Origin of the sequence: Paenibacillus maysiensis (assembly GCF_000520815.1) — a bacterium.
Lineage (GTDB): Bacteria > Bacillota > Bacilli > Paenibacillales > Paenibacillaceae > Paenibacillus > Paenibacillus maysiensis.
Genome location: NZ_ASRY01000080.1, coordinates 1 through 13,397, shown reverse-complemented (window position 1 = coordinate 13,397; position 13,397 = coordinate 1). Strand labels below are relative to the sequence as shown.

At 45.0% G+C, this 13,397-nt stretch carries 17 protein-coding genes and 1 tRNA gene; 8 read left to right on the top strand and 10 right to left on the bottom strand.

Annotation, left to right across the window (positions count from 1 at the left end; all coding sequences use genetic code 11):
• Positions 1 to 459, top strand: a 459-nt coding sequence (locus tag L696_RS28270; RefSeq protein ID WP_162472149.1) for an ADP-dependent NAD(P)H-hydrate dehydratase, incomplete at its 5' end; no start/stop codon positions are given.
• On the opposite strand, the gene L696_RS0105600 is transcribed toward L696_RS28270, so the two are convergent.
• Complete coding sequence (locus tag L696_RS0105600; RefSeq protein ID WP_025682775.1) at positions 443 to 952, bottom strand: hypothetical protein; 510 nt, start codon at positions 950 to 952, stop codon at positions 443 to 445. The genes L696_RS28270 and L696_RS0105600 overlap by 17 nt on opposite strands.
• Before the next feature lie 177 nt (positions 953 to 1,129).
• On the opposite strand from L696_RS0105600, the gene L696_RS0105595 reads away from it, so the two are divergent.
• Complete coding sequence (locus L696_RS0105595) at positions 1,130 to 1,966, top strand: HAD hydrolase-like protein (RefSeq protein WP_025682774.1); 837 nt, start codon at positions 1,130 to 1,132, stop codon at positions 1,964 to 1,966.
• Positions 1,967 to 2,246: 280 nt separating this feature from the next.
• Here L696_RS0105595 and L696_RS32310 read toward each other — a convergent pair whose 3' ends face one another.
• The 4 genes from L696_RS32310 to L696_RS0105580 all read right to left on the bottom strand — a co-directional run bounded on the left by L696_RS32310 (position 2,247) and on the right by L696_RS0105580 (position 7,361).
• Complete coding sequence (locus L696_RS32310) at positions 2,247 to 2,369, bottom strand: hypothetical protein (RefSeq protein WP_280740121.1); 123 nt, start codon at positions 2,367 to 2,369, stop codon at positions 2,247 to 2,249.
• A 52-nt stretch (positions 2,370 to 2,421) separates the two neighbouring features.
• Entirely contained in the window at positions 2,422 to 3,696 is a 1,275-nt protein-coding gene (locus L696_RS0105590; RefSeq protein WP_049827285.1) for an oligosaccharide MFS transporter, read from the bottom strand.
• Positions 3,697 to 3,974: 278 nt separating this feature from the next.
• Positions 3,975 to 5,006, bottom strand: a complete 1,032-nt coding sequence (locus L696_RS0105585; protein WP_025682772.1) for a ribonucleotide-diphosphate reductase subunit beta — start codon at positions 5,004 to 5,006, stop codon at positions 3,975 to 3,977.
• A 21-nt stretch (positions 5,007 to 5,027) separates the two neighbouring features.
• Positions 5,028 to 7,361: a ribonucleoside-diphosphate reductase subunit alpha gene (locus L696_RS0105580; RefSeq protein WP_025682771.1), complete on the bottom strand. Its 2,334-nt coding sequence runs from the start codon at positions 7,359 to 7,361 to the stop codon at positions 5,028 to 5,030.
• A gap of 532 nt (positions 7,362 to 7,893) precedes the next feature.
• Between L696_RS0105580 and L696_RS0105575 the strand changes: the two genes are divergently transcribed.
• Together L696_RS0105575 and L696_RS0105570 are read left to right on the top strand one after the other, a co-directional pair.
• Positions 7,894 to 8,241, top strand: a complete 348-nt coding sequence (locus tag L696_RS0105575) for an MTH1187 family thiamine-binding protein (protein WP_025682770.1) — start codon at positions 7,894 to 7,896, stop codon at positions 8,239 to 8,241.
• A gap of 74 nt (positions 8,242 to 8,315) precedes the next feature.
• Positions 8,316 to 8,387, top strand: a tRNA-Thr gene (locus tag L696_RS0105570).
• A 93-nt stretch (positions 8,388 to 8,480) separates the two neighbouring features.
• Here the strand turns inward: L696_RS0105570 and L696_RS0105565 are convergent.
• Positions 8,481 to 9,653: a tyrosine-type recombinase/integrase gene (locus L696_RS0105565; RefSeq protein WP_025682769.1), complete on the bottom strand. Its 1,173-nt coding sequence runs from the start codon at positions 9,651 to 9,653 to the stop codon at positions 8,481 to 8,483.
• 135 nt (positions 9,654 to 9,788) lie between these two features.
• Positions 9,789 to 10,502 carry a hypothetical protein gene (locus L696_RS0105560; protein ID WP_025682768.1) on the bottom strand — a complete coding sequence of 238 codons (714 nt, stop codon included), beginning with the start codon at positions 10,500 to 10,502 and terminating at the stop codon, positions 9,789 to 9,791.
• Positions 10,503 to 10,654: 152 nt separating this feature from the next.
• On the opposite strand from L696_RS0105560, the gene L696_RS0105555 reads away from it, so the two are divergent.
• Positions 10,655 to 10,984: a LytTR family transcriptional regulator DNA-binding domain-containing protein gene (locus L696_RS0105555; protein WP_025682767.1), complete on the top strand. Its 330-nt coding sequence runs from the start codon at positions 10,655 to 10,657 to the stop codon at positions 10,982 to 10,984.
• A 269-nt stretch (positions 10,985 to 11,253) separates the two neighbouring features.
• Here L696_RS0105555 and L696_RS0105550 read toward each other — a convergent pair whose 3' ends face one another.
• Both L696_RS0105550 and L696_RS29240 read right to left on the bottom strand, forming a co-directional pair.
• Positions 11,254 to 11,478, bottom strand: a complete 225-nt coding sequence (locus tag L696_RS0105550; RefSeq protein WP_025682766.1) for a helix-turn-helix domain-containing protein — start codon at positions 11,476 to 11,478, stop codon at positions 11,254 to 11,256.
• Between the two features lie 199 nt (positions 11,479 to 11,677).
• Complete coding sequence (locus L696_RS29240; RefSeq protein WP_025682765.1) at positions 11,678 to 12,064, bottom strand: helix-turn-helix domain-containing protein; 387 nt, start codon at positions 12,062 to 12,064, stop codon at positions 11,678 to 11,680.
• Positions 12,065 to 12,236: 172 nt separating this feature from the next.
• On the opposite strand from L696_RS29240, the gene L696_RS0105540 reads away from it, so the two are divergent.
• Complete coding sequence (locus L696_RS0105540) at positions 12,237 to 12,494, top strand: helix-turn-helix transcriptional regulator (protein WP_025682764.1); 258 nt, start codon at positions 12,237 to 12,239, stop codon at positions 12,492 to 12,494.
• Positions 12,495 to 12,722: a hypothetical protein gene (locus L696_RS0105535; RefSeq protein ID WP_025682763.1), complete on the top strand. Its 228-nt coding sequence runs from the start codon at positions 12,495 to 12,497 to the stop codon at positions 12,720 to 12,722.
• Here L696_RS0105535 and L696_RS0105530 read toward each other — a convergent pair.
• The gene (locus tag L696_RS0105530) at positions 12,706 to 12,969 is read right to left on the bottom strand and encodes a hypothetical protein (protein ID WP_025682762.1); all 264 of its coding nucleotides are present in this window, start codon (positions 12,967 to 12,969) and stop codon (positions 12,706 to 12,708) included. The genes L696_RS0105535 and L696_RS0105530 overlap by 17 nt on opposite strands.
• Positions 12,970 to 13,064: 95 nt before the next feature.
• Here L696_RS0105530 and L696_RS0105525 point away from each other — a divergent pair, with 95 nt between their 5' ends.
• On the top strand, positions 13,065 to 13,259 hold the full coding sequence (locus L696_RS0105525; RefSeq protein ID WP_025682761.1) for a hypothetical protein: 195 nt from the start codon (positions 13,065 to 13,067) through the stop codon (positions 13,257 to 13,259).
• Positions 13,260 to 13,397: the final 138 nt, after the last annotated feature.

The following is a 13,397-nucleotide window of genomic DNA, read 5'->3' as shown; positions in this document are numbered from 1 at the left end:
GTACTTGATGCGGACGCTCTGAACATCCTCGCTGCGGCGGGGCCAGAGCTTGATGCCTGGAAGCCGAGAAGCGCGGCGGTTGTACTGACGCCACACCCCGGCGAGATGGCCCGTCTGCTGGGCATATCGACGGCCGAGGTGCAGCGTGACCGCATCGCCCATGCCCGGCAGTACGCCCAAATACGCGGGGTGACGCTGGTGCTCAAGGGAGCGCGTACCGTCATTGCGTGCCCGGACGGAACGGCCTATGTCAACACGACAGGCCACGCCGGGATGGCGACAGGCGGTGCAGGTGATGTGCTGACAGGCATCATTGCAGGCTTGCTGGCGCAGGGCTTGAGTGCTTCGCAGGCAGCAGCCTTTGGAGTATACCTGCATGGTTCGGCTGGAGAAACAGCAGCGCGTCATCGCCTGCATGCCGTCTCGGTCATTGCGGGTGACATTATTGAAGCCCTATAGTCCATAATAGTAAGGGAAGGAGGAAGGCCAAGATGATCTGTACCCCAAATTCACGGCTCAGCCAGGGTCTTCCTGCATAATGCCTTCCCCGGTAATATAGTAATGTGATCCCTGTACCCGCGATGCCGTTACTCCATGAGACGCCCGTTCCTTCAAGCGATATAAAAGAACCGAGCAGGAGGAAGATACTGAATCCTGCGGCAAGGTACAGGGTGAGCCGCTCCGGCTTTCGCAGCCAGGGCAAGAGATCGTGCAGCGCATCGGCGACAAGAGCGGCCGGTAGGGCAAAACCATATGCCCATAGCTGCGCAGTCAGCTCACCGCTATTACTTGCGATGGTTACAGGAATCCCCGTAATTGACTCTGCTATATAGCAATAGACCCATAACAGGCCGAACACCAGTCCTCCGCAAGCCAGTTTGTTCAGCGCATAACAACCTAGCTCCATTCGCCAAGGCATCTTGGGATTATATTCATTCCATGGATGTCTCATGTTGCGATTCCTCCTTAGTACACTTCATCACGATCAGTAATCCACAACCAATCAAGGAATTTATTTTCAATTACACTCCGCTGACGCTTTACGGCATTTCAGTTTACGTTAGCTGTGTATCATGGTCCTAAGAAATAATGACAGCGGATAGCCGCGTTACGGAGAGGCGGGGATTGCATGATACAAGCGGTTATTTTTAATCTCGAAAGTACATTGTTGGACCCCGGAGGACGGGGCTTAATCCAGGGAATACGCGATATTTTCAGATGGAAGGGTGTACAGGTAACCGAAGAACAGGCATCTCATGGGCGAGGATTATCGATCCGTGATCATATTGCGAATGTGCTGGCACTTTCAGAGGTTCGGAAAAAATGGCTGGATTGCTTCGGTACGCACCCCGGGAGGGCGGATATTGAGCATATTTACCTTGAGCTTGTCCCTGTTCTTCGTTCCTTGATTCAGGGAGCTGAACCCACTTTCGGTATGGATAAAGCGCTGAATGAGTTGCAGGATCGGCGGATTCAGTCAGGCGCCACCGCATCTTGCCCGATGGAGATGCTGGGCAACGCTTTTACGCCTGCACAGTCCCCATATGCACTGGATTGCACAGTAGCTCCCTGTGAAGTTTCACAAGGGCGTCCTTATCCATGGATGATCTATGAGATTGCGCACCGCTTACAGGTTTTTCCGCTTAGCGATATTGTAAAAGTAGGAGATACGGCGGCAGATATGCAAGAGGGCAGGAATGCTGGTGTGTGGACAATAGGTGTGCTGAATCATAGCGAAGGTGCGCTGACCGCGCCGCAGGCAACTAACCGTGAATCCGACGACAGAGTGGCTGAGGAACGGCGCAGACAGAACGTATACGGATTAAAAAGGGCAGGAGCCCACATCGTCATGAACTCGGTCGCTGACTTGCCGCGTATTTTGCGTGAAATCGAAATGCTCCAGCATACGGGCGGCTATCCTTCCTATACAAAACAAGTAAAAACAGCATTGATGCCTCCGTCGTGAGCTGCGTTGGTACAGTGTGGAGCTATGGACTGGATTACACGGTTCTAGGTTATATGTATGCGCCACGCTCACGAAGGTGAACTTCTCAGCTTCGGGGCATGCGACTATTTTAAAATTGTATCTCGAAGATTCGGCTGAAACTAAAAAAAGGGGATGACCTTGCCACAAACGGCGTTAGGTTCATTCCCTTTTAAAAATAGGTAGTGATTAAATAAATATCTATTGTTCGTTGGTCTTCACCCGGAATAGGTCAGATTACGTGATACTTCGGATAATTCTTTTACCGCAATGGTCTGCTTTTGGGCGCTTGCCGGCTTGCCGATACATCTTCCGCCATTCCGGCTGTCTGATCCGTGTGGCTCATAGAGACATCGGCTACTTGCTCCAGTATATTTTTCAGCAAATGCAGCCTTGCGGACAAACCTTATGATTTGGAGGTCGATGTCACCATTAGATTACGAATGAACTGTTTCAGCTTTTTTAACTGCTCTTTTCAGGTCCTGCTTGCGACGTTCCTCCAAATACCGCTCCCCATTCTTCTTGTCTGCTGTCAGCGTAAAGCAGGAAATGATGGTGAACAGACCTGCAATGGAACCCAGAATTACATAAGTAATTGGGAAATTCATAACTTCATACATATGTCCGACAATTGGCGAGAAAACGGAAACCACCAAGGAGCCCATAAACAAATACAGCAGGTACATGGTGGAGGATAACCGCTGGTCAAAGTTAACGGTAATGTACTTGAAGATGGCCACCAGAATAAGCGGTTTCTCCAGGGAGTGAATCATCTTCATCGCAGCCACCCATATGGCGCCGAATGGCAGCGAAGAACCGATAATACGCAACGACATAATCGCCCCGGCAATAATCAATGCCCATTTGGCGGTCGTTTTGTTCACAAACCAAGGAGTAACAAACAGGAACACAAATTCCAGGAAAACCTGCACAGCGCTCAAATCGCCAAGGAATTGATTTCCTTCCGCTTTGGAACTGAACTGCGATACGAAATATGTGGCAAACTGCTGGTCATATACCTCGTAGATTTGGGTTACACCCACCATAAATAGCATAAGAAACCAGAACTTTGTGGTACGTACGAGATGCAGCACATCCATTAGCTTCAACGATTCTGTTTTCTGCTGCTCCTGTCCGGAAATTTCGACTTTGGTCAGGAAGATACAGATCATAGCAACAACGGCGGATACGGAGGCAATCCAGAAGGTCAGATTTACATTGATATTGATGACCCGTCCTGCAACAAAAGTAGCCGCCGCCCACCCGAGTGAACCCCACATACGAACTCGTCCGTATTCAAAGCCGTATTTGCGCGAAACTTTGTCCATATACGAATCGACGACACCGTTACCTGCATTAAACACCAGGCCGATAAATAGCGCACCGACAATGGCACCAATGACGAACTGCGTTTGAAGCAATGGACCGTACACATAGATAAAAAAGGGTCCGACGAGCAAAAGGATCGTAAAGAGTATGTACAGCAGATGTTTTCTCAAGCCCAGCTTGTCGGATAAGTAACCGAACAGGGGCTGCATGACCAAGGCGACGATTGAATTAGCCGCGTATAGAAACCCCGTGTAGGTTTCTGAAATCCCCAGGCTTTGCCCCAGCCAAATGACAAAAAAAGACATGGCCGCAGACCATGTAAACAGATAAGCGAAGTTAAAAATACTAAGAGACCAATAGTTGCGTTTTGCCAAATTCATCATGTTCAAGCACCCCTTCAAAGTGTAGCCGCTCAATGTATTGCAAACGTGATTATGCATTGTCTTTACTATTAATTGTAAGGATTATTCCATTGAATCCATAGGGCACTTTTCCAAGATTTCCTATGCTTTTCGCAATCAGTTGCTGGATTCTATAGAAACACAAAACAGCCTAACGATGTATATACGTCGTTAGGCTGTTTTGTGTAATCGGGTGAGTATAGGGAATTAATTAAAAGATCCAGCCCGGTAAATACCGAGTTAAGGCTGTATCTGGTTAATTACAAATCGTCAAATCCGTTGTCGTCTCCGACCTTGCCGTAATTGCGCGATTTTGCTTCAAAGAAATCAGTTTTGGTCGCGTTCAGCGCTTCGTCCGAGAACGGCTTGATCCAAGGCATACAATTTACGTCTACGCCTTCGTAGGCTTTGTCCATACCGAGCAGTCTCAGGCGCATGTTCGCCATATACTTGATATAATCGCCCAGTTCGTTCAGGTCAATGCCGCGAACCTCTTTGAGCGTGTAATGCGCCCAGTTTGTTTCCAGCTCGACCGCACGGTCGATCATGCGGTATACATAATCCGTATTTTCTTTCGTGTCCAGCTCAGGGAAATCAGACAACAATTGCTTGAACACTTCGGCAAAAAAGTAGCAATGCTGATTTTCATCCCGCTGGATATACGAGATCATTTGGCTGGTTGCCATCATCTTCTGGTCACGGGCCAAGTTATAGAAGAAAGCGAACGTACTGTAAAAGAAAATACCTTCCAGAATCAAATCGGCTACCATCGCCTGGAAAAAGGTTTGCGGGTTCTGCTCATCACGGAACTCCTGATAAATGTCTGAGATGAACGTGTTGCGCTCCAGCAGTACAGGATCATTTTTCCAGTATTCAAAAATTTCCTTCTGCTCCTGATCCGATACCAGAGAGGACAATACGTAGGAGTAGGATTGATTATGCACGACTTCCTGTTGACCGATAATGGCCGACACAGCTTCCAGTGAAGAATCGGTAAAGTAGCGTTTTACATCCCCGACAAACATCGTTTGCATGGAATCCAGCACGGCCAGCAGGCCGATGTTGATTTTGAATGTGCGCTGTTCTTCGGCATCCAGCGTAGGAAATTGGGATGCGTCCTTGGACATCGGGATTTCGTCTGGAATCCAGTGGTTCAGCAGCAGCACCTTATACAGCTTGTACATATGCGGCATCCGAATATCGTTCCAGTTCAGAATGCCGGAGTTTTCGCCTTCAATAATGCGGGTAGAGCGGTTAGGTGCTTCCGTGTTAAAAATCTTTTGTAACTGCATGGGAGATTCTCTCCTTTTATTTTAGGATGCACAGCTATCGCATTCTTCAATCGTCAGTGCGCGACTGCGTACATAATAGGTTGATTTCATACCTGATTTCCAGGCATGGATGTGCAGTTCCAGAAATTCAGTAGCTTTGATATCCGGGCGCACATACAGGTTAAAGCTTTGGCCTTGATCAATATGACGCTGACGGGCAGAAGCCATGTTGATCGAAGCATGCTGATCCAGCAGGAAAGCCGTTTTGTAGTACCAGATGGTTTTTTCGTTCAAGTCCGGTGCAGGGTTAGCGATCTTGTAGGTTGTTTTCTCTTCATAGGAAAGCAGCTCATACAATGGATCAATGCTAGCGGTAGAGCCTGCGATGATGGACGTGGAACCGTTAGGCGCGATGGCGAACAGCCATGCGTTGCGGACACCGTTTTGTTTGACTTCTTCGGCAAGCTCACTCCACTCGGACGTGGTGACAAATTTGCCTTCACGGGTACCGTCCGTATAGCCACGCGATGTGAAATAATGCCCGGTAGACCAGTCAGAGCCTTCAAATTTGGCATAACGGCCTTTTTCCTTCGCCAGCTCCATGCTCGATTTTACAGCCAGATAGTTAATTTTTTCGTACAAATGATCGTTATAGGTTACCGCTTCATCGGATTCCCAACGGATACCCTCGAGTGCGAGCAGATGATGGAGTCCGAACGTACCCAGACCGACTGCGCGATATTGACTGTTCGTATATTGTGCCTGCAGCACCTCAATGTTGTTGATATCAATAACGTTATCCAGCATACGTACCTGAATCGGTACGAGACGATCCAGCACACCTGCCGGAACGGCGCGAGCCAGATGGATGGAGTTCAGGTTGCATACAACAAAGTCGCCAGGAATTTTGGAAATGACAATGCGTGTTTGTCCGTCCTTGGTGACTAACTCTTCTTTTTCCACCACGGTCGCCGATTGGTTTTGCATAATTTCCGTGCACAGGTTGGAGGAATATACCATACCGTGGGCGCGGTTCGGGTTCGCACGGTTTACTGTATCGCGGTAGAACATGTACGGCGTACCTGTCTCCAACTGCGATTTCATCAAGCGCTTCATAATGTCGATGGCAGGCACCGTAATGCGAGAAAGGATCGGATGCTGTGATGCTTCCTCATACTTCTCGCGGAAGGAGCCTGTACCAAAGGCTTCATCGTAAAAATCCTCCAGCCCTAGTGGACGGCCGTTGTCATCCTTCCAGCCCATGACCTTCTTCACTTCATGCGGGCAGAACAGATTCCATTCGCCACGTGCTTCGACCCGCTCCATGAACAGATCAGGCAGACATACGCCGTGGAACACGTCATGCGCACGCATCCGCTCGTCACCGTTGTTCAGCTTCAGGTCGAGGAACGCGAGAATGTCTTTGTGGAACACGTCCAGATAGACGGCAATTGCGCCTTTACGTGTACCCAGTTGGTCAACGCTGACCGCTGTATTGTTTAGCTGGCGAATCCACGGGATCACGCCGGAGCTTGTATTTTTGTGTCCACGGATGTCGGAGCCGCGCGCCCGTACTTTACCGAGGTATACGCCGATGCCGCCGCCCATTTTGCTGAGACGGGCTACATCGGTGTTGGAATCGAAAATGCCTTCGAGCGAATCGTCCACCGTGTCAATAAAGCAGCTGGAGAGCTGTCCGGCGACCTTTTTCCCGGCATTGGACATGGTTGGCGTAGCCGCTGTCATGTACATGTTGCTCATCGCCCAGTATGCTTCCTTCACCAACTCCATCCGCTTGTCGGCAGGCTCCTTGTGCATCAGGTACATCGCGATGATCATGTAGCGTTCCTGTGGCAGCTCCATCACGCGTCCGTCAAAATCGTTTGCCAAATAGCGCTCAGACAGCGTCAACAGCCCGATGTAATCGAACAGCAGATCATTTTTCGGCAAAATGGATGCACCCAGCTCGTCAATTTGCTCCTTGGTGTAGTAATCAAGCAGCTCTTGACGGTAAATTCCTTTTTGGACCAAATCGGTAATCAGCGGATAAAAAGCGCCGTAAGGCTCGTCCGCATAGGATTTGTAACGGCGGTGAGTGGCCGCTTTTTTATATAAGGAGGTGAGTAAAGCACGAGAAGCGGCGAATTTCCAGTCCGGTTCTTCCTTGCTGACCAATTCAAGCGCAGCCATCGCAAACGCGTTGCTGATTTCGTCGCCCGTGACTTCGTCCCGGCGCAGCTTACTGGTTACACCGCGAATGAGACGATCTTTATCCAGCTTGTCCAGCCCGCTCAGTACACGGTCGGCATAAACGGAAATACGTATTTCATCAAAAGCCAACTGGCGGTTGTTTGGTTTCGTTACGAGTTGTGGCATGGGATTAATTCCTCGCTTTCCTGACTTGGGAGATAAACTTGAAAATAAATGACAGTGAAAATGAAAAACGACGCTGAAAATGCCAGGTTACTTGCTTGGTTCAGACAGCATTTTGGGGCTGTATGTAATCTAATAACATAGAAATAGCGATGCGCTTGCCAATGAAGGGGGGAAAGATGGTTCCCGTACAATTTATCGGCTACATCACTACATTTAGACGTCTTATAAATATTTAACCCAACATGTTGTGTTGAGAAACCTAAAATTTCAAATAAGCGCAAGGAGTATTATAGCAACAATTGAAGCCATACGTAAAGGAAAAGGAATGGAAACGCGAAAAATGCAAAGAAGCCGCGGGTTGTATTTGAATTGAGGTCGTGCGAACGGTACAATGGAGTGTAAGGAAGGCTTTTGAAGAAACAAGCAGTATACATATGAACTTTTTTTGTGAAATAAGGTTGCTCGCTCTATCGGACTGAGGTTTTAGATTTTTAAAGAAGTGACGATTTTAAATTAAAGGAGGAACTTGGCGATGGCTATTGCAGAAGTAACCGTAATCCCGATTGGAACGGGCAGTACCAGCCTGAGCGACTATGTTGCACAGATGCAGAAAGTGTTAAAGACGCAAAAAGGAATTACTTACGAGCTTACCTCCATGAGTACGATTATTGAAGGTTCGTTGGACGATGTTTTCACCGCCATTGCTGCGCTGCACGAAGCGCCATTCCTATCAGGAGCAAAGCGTGTCTCCACCTCGGTCAAAATCGACGACCGCCGCGACAAGCCTTCCTCCAGCCGCCAAAAGCTCCGTTCCGTCGCAGATAAGCTATCTGGCACCGCGACAGGAAATGTTACCGAACTAAATCCAAATCCTAGTTGAAAAAGTTGATGTAAGTGATTGATTTTTATGTAAGTAAGAGTATAATAGTTTTTGTTGTCAGTCTATACTGACCTGCTGGTGTAGCTCAGGGGTAGAGCAACGCACTCGTAATGCGTAGGCCGGGGGTTCAATTCCCTTCACCAGCATCCTATGAAACTCAAGCACAGCGCGACTTCCAAGCTTTTTGGAGGACGCGCTTTTTTGTGGTTTTGGACAATCTTCTACCATTTTTCTACCCTTTAGTCTAGTAAAGTGGGTTCTTCGGTGTTCATGGACTCCCCTGTAATTGAATCCCCAATGTTTCTTAATACCGCTTCTTGAAGATTCGGTAGCACATGTGAATAGGTATCCAGAGTTACATTAATAGAGGAATGTCCAAGGCGTTCCTGAACGATTTTGGGGTGAATACCAGCTTTGAGGAGGAGCGTTGCATGAGTGTGTCGTAGATCATGGAAACGAATCCGCGGAAAGTCAGGATGCTCTTTTACGATTGTGTCCAAAATACGATAGTAATGTCTCATTAGATTACGAGGGCCAAGGGGGGTTCCTACACTCGTTTGAATGACTAAACCGGAATCATTATACAGCTTATTATTGGCTTGTTCCCGCTCCTGTTTGATAAAGTGTTTTTCTAAAAACTTTATGGTGTTTGCAAACAGTGCGATGGAGCGAACGCTGCTATCGTTTTTAGTATCATCAAGATCATGTCCTATTTCAGAAATGGTATAAGCTTGTCGAACCGAAGCCGTTTTCCTCTGTAAATCTACCTCTGCTCGGGGTAGTGCAAGTATCTCACTTTGACGCATGCCAGTAGAGGCAGCGAGCTCGAAGGCCATGAAGTATTGATCTTCAGATGCGGCGTCGAGGAATGTTTTTAATTGATGCTCATTCCAAACCTCAAATTTTTTCTTTTTTCCTTGGGGGAGATCTACGAAAGATGCAACATTTTGTGTGATTATTCCCCACATTACTGCCCGATTCAAAGCGTCTAAAATTAAAACGTGAGCTTTTTTAATTGAGCCAACTGACAATTTTGATAATAGAGTTTTATGATACAGATCATGAAGATGCTGTGGTTTTAATTTTGTCATTGGAACTTGACCTAGATTCGGGACAATGTGCGTGTTTACAAGCCACTCATAAGACTTCCAAGTGCCATGTTTAACGGATGTTTTTTTGTCTTTGAGCCAGGTCTCCATAATTTCACCGAAAGTTTTCTTGGTCGGTTCTACAAAGGTCCCTTTATTAAAAGCACTGAGAATGTCAGGCATTGCACGTTCAGCATCTCTTTTTCTATCAAAACCACCGTTTGGTCCAGCTAACCACTTCCTGCGACGATTGCCTGTTACCTCATCTTTCATATCCACGACAATATAGTATTTCTTTCCCTTTTGTGCAATGTGTCCTCTCATGTTGAACCTCCTGATTGGAATTAAGAATATATGTTCTGTTTTTGTTTTAAAAGAAAAGCCCAGAAGGGCTATAGAGTTATATGAGTGGTTAAACGTTATTGTAACTAAAATCCAAGCGTTTGGAAATTTATTCTGTTATTCTCTCTCTTTTAAGTCATCAGGCAACCCTGTTTTTCCAAATAACATAGTTACATACATTTTATACTGTCTAGAAAAATCTTTGGCATACATCAGTTGCTGGTTCACTGTATCTATGTGTGTTTCATCCGACTCTTTAACGTACTTTGAGAGATATCCATATGCTAAAGATCGGGAAGTGTAGTATCCATTTAAACTTTTCAAGATATTTTCCAAGTCGTCCTTTAGATCACTATGTAACCCGTCAGGAATTTTTATCGAATTAATGTTTTTTTTGGTTTCTTTATATTTATCGTTGACTTGTTGAATTTCTTTATAAATGGCAGAATCATCGATTTCATCAGCCTTTATCATGTCAAAAACCTCAGCGCCACGCCGCTCATAAGGGTCCATTTCTTTTTGATATTTATAAATGACGCTTTCAATTTGAAGGGCAGTTTTTTTATCAGTATCACTGTATGAAGGCGTGCTCTCACCATCTTCAGTGCTTACTTTAGAAGATACATCATCTTGTGCTTGAGATAAGTCCCTCTTAGATACTGGTTTAGACTCATCGCTAGGTGTAACTATGAAGAGTATTACTAAACTCAAAAGAGAGATTAAAAAACTCCACCTAGCTTTTTTAGTACGTCTGATTAGAGAAACTATTCCCCAAAGGAGAAAAAGAACAAAGGAAGCTGAACTGACTGCAATTAATAATGAATAGAACATCTTTCTTTACATCCTTTATGACCCCATCGGCTGGGAATTTGCTCATTTTATCTTGTTAAATTTATTATCGAATTATGGATTTAATTATGTAATACTTTGTAGGTTTTTACATGCTGTTCTATCATGAAATAAAAACAACAGGAGTAGCCAGCATGATAGTAACGTGCGTAAAGATTCATGATCGTGATGGGAGTGACTCGGATTTTGTCGAAATTTCGCTATACGATGTGAATTATATTGATTTGTGGCAGCCAACTAGGAGTAAGGAGTCCTGTCCTGCCTATCATACCTCAACGGGCTCTTACATAGGTTTGAGGACATTGAAGGACATTTCGAAGGCATATGCTAAGTATGGCTTCAAATCATATGATCGCTCAACCGTCGTAAACGAGAACCTGATTGATTATACCGAAACTGACGACAATGGAAGCAAAGTTTATTTTGATGATGGTAGTTTTGTCCCTATCCGCACAAAACTGTAGGTATGTCAATCCCCCTTAAACATGGTTTAAGCCCCTTTGAAATTGGCTTGATCGCACTAAAATTCGACAGACTCCGACCAATTGATCATGCTACAGTTAGTTTTGTAATGCAATGTACAACATAATCTCCATCAATTCGACAATATATGTTTCATTTCACGTTCCTGTAAGAGGAGCGTACAAATGTAGATATATATGAACCTGCACGGTGAGATCGGCATAAATAGTTCGCTATATCGCGAACTATTACCCGGTCGGAGTGACAAGTGTCACTCAGTGCTGCTGAATTCGATACGCTCATAAAGATCGTCAATGTGACAGCGAATAGCCGCTGCAATGTTCATGGCAGTTGTCAGGGACATCAATCGCCTGTTATTGGCGTACTCGGAGATTTGAGACTTCGCAATTCCAGTCACTTCACTCAGCCATTGTTGATCTTTTCGTATTTCGCGCAATCTTTGCTTCAGCAGGCAACGACCAGGTTTTATGGCCATGATCATGCCTCGCAGAGTTATTTTTGGTTATGAGGTTGTCATTATCTAATCGATTAGTTAATTAGAGGACGAAAAAAAATTCTAACTAACTAATTAATAAAGTAGTTAAAAAAAAAGACAAAAAAATTAGACACTGGAGGTGGCATCTATGAGTGAAATTAACAATGAGAATAAAGAATATTTGGAGTTTGAAAAAGCGTTATTTTCTATTCTCTCTACGTGCGAGAGCGACCATCTCAATGACCTTAAGGAATACTTCCTTGAATTTTGGATCAGTAGGGGATAATCCCCATTTGCTCGCAGTTTCTAATATCAACGTAATAGTATCCTCAAACTCTTTATTATGAATTTTGTGATCGTTTGAAGCGTCGTTCGAATGGTACATATCAGTTCGTCCTATTAAATAATCAGAAGTAGTCTCAAGCGCATCGGCTAAACATTTCAGCGATTCCGGGTCGGGTTTTCGAGTATTGGTTTCATAACGAGATAGTTGAACAATTGTAAGTCCGGTTTTTTTTGCAAGTTCTTTTTGAGTAATGGCCCGCTTTTCCCTTAAATACTTAATACGATCACCAAGGGTCTGCATAATTGCTCCTTATTATTATATTTGTTTATATAACTTTATCATTACCAATTTGGTAAAGAAAATATAATTGCCATATTGGTAAAAAAGTTACCGTTACTGTATTGACATTACCAATACGGTAATATAATATGTATACATAAGTTACCGATACGGTAATTAAAGGGGTGATGAAGTGAAGCGAGTTGATCTTAGTAGGATTAAACTACTCCGCAAGAATGAAGGCTTATCACTTGAAGATATGGCTAGATTCCTTGGTTATATAAGTGCGAATGGTTATTACTATCTTGAATCAGGTAGAGGTAAGTTTTCGGCAGAGGCACTCGCAAGAGTTGCAGATATATTCGATGTTTCAATTGAATCGCTTTTTTTTATTGAAAAAGTTACCGAAACGGTAACTAGTGAATATTCAACAAGAAAAGAGGTGGGGTAGGTGGACATTCGCCAAGTTTTGGACACGTTCTTAGCGGCCCAGTACAAGGAGGAGTTGAGCAACGATGAGGAAAAGTCCCAACTCCTCTGTGAACTGTTACTTGAAGAGTTTAAACAAATGACACCAGAAGATTTACGCAAGCACTTCAAAAATATTGTGGTGAATAGACAGCAACTTGAGTGTGTTTTGACACTTTCATTTCCGGTGAAGCTTAATTCTCCCACCTAGAAAATGCATGTTGTAATCCAAGGTCAGTAAGCTCATAACGTATGACAGAGTTAAAAAGATCAATGCTGTCATAGCCAATGTTGTTGGAAAGAGGAGTAATGAAGTCTTGTTCAACTAAGAATTCAGCAGCATTGAAATAGTACGCAATCTCCTCAGCATTGCTTCCGCGTACATCAGCACGAGCTATACCTGACTGTCGGTAATTCTTATATGCGGTTTCTAACAATTTAAGTGCATATTTATTCACAGCTTTTTCACTTCCTTTCTTCTTCTAAATGCGATCTGGACAATCCCATTTTATCAGAAGTTTGGGAGAGAGAGGCTACAAAGGAGTTGAGTTAATTGAATCAGTATTCTGGCGAGATCATCACGGTTCCTGAAATGGCAAGACGAATGAAAATTCGGAAGCAGGCGGCTTATGACATGGTGGAGGAACCGGGCTTTCCTGTATATGACATCGGAGGCGCTCGTGGCAAACGCGTACTTTGGCCAGAACCGTTGGAATGGCTAAAAGAGAAGAAAACAAGAGCCATATGAATAGAAGAAACCCGCCGGGCTGTACCGGCACCAGCGGGTTGAGGGGATATGGGGGAAAAACTTACAACTTAATACTACATCAGCCCTCTGTCCGCATTAAATTGGATTGTCAACAGTAAATCAGACAATTTTTTTAAG

Coding starts and splice junctions, on each gene's coding strand:
- L696_RS0105590 (WP_049827285.1), bottom strand. CDS start 3,696: ATGATGAATTTGGCAAAACGCAACTATTGGTCTCTTAGTATTTTTAAC.
- L696_RS0105600 (WP_025682775.1), bottom strand. CDS start 952: ATGAGACATCCATGGAATGAATATAATCCCAAGATGCCTTGGCGAATG.
- L696_RS0105550 (WP_025682766.1), bottom strand. CDS start 11,478: ATGGCCATAAAACCTGGTCGTTGCCTGCTGAAGCAAAGATTGCGCGAA.
- L696_RS0105585 (WP_025682772.1), bottom strand. CDS start 5,006: ATGCAGTTACAAAAGATTTTTAACACGGAAGCACCTAACCGCTCTACC.
- L696_RS0105565 (WP_025682769.1), bottom strand. CDS start 9,653: ATGAGAGGACACATTGCACAAAAGGGAAAGAAATACTATATTGTCGTG.
- L696_RS0105555 (WP_025682767.1), top strand. CDS start 10,655: ATGATAGTAACGTGCGTAAAGATTCATGATCGTGATGGGAGTGACTCG.
- L696_RS0105580 (WP_025682771.1), bottom strand. CDS start 7,361: ATGCCACAACTCGTAACGAAACCAAACAACCGCCAGTTGGCTTTTGAT.
- L696_RS0105560 (WP_025682768.1), bottom strand. CDS start 10,502: ATGTTCTATTCATTATTAATTGCAGTCAGTTCAGCTTCCTTTGTTCTT.
- L696_RS0105575 (WP_025682770.1), top strand. CDS start 7,894: ATGGCTATTGCAGAAGTAACCGTAATCCCGATTGGAACGGGCAGTACC.
- L696_RS0105595 (WP_025682774.1), top strand. CDS start 1,130: ATGATACAAGCGGTTATTTTTAATCTCGAAAGTACATTGTTGGACCCC.
- L696_RS29240 (WP_025682765.1), bottom strand. CDS start 12,064: ATGCAGACCCTTGGTGATCGTATTAAGTATTTAAGGGAAAAGCGGGCC.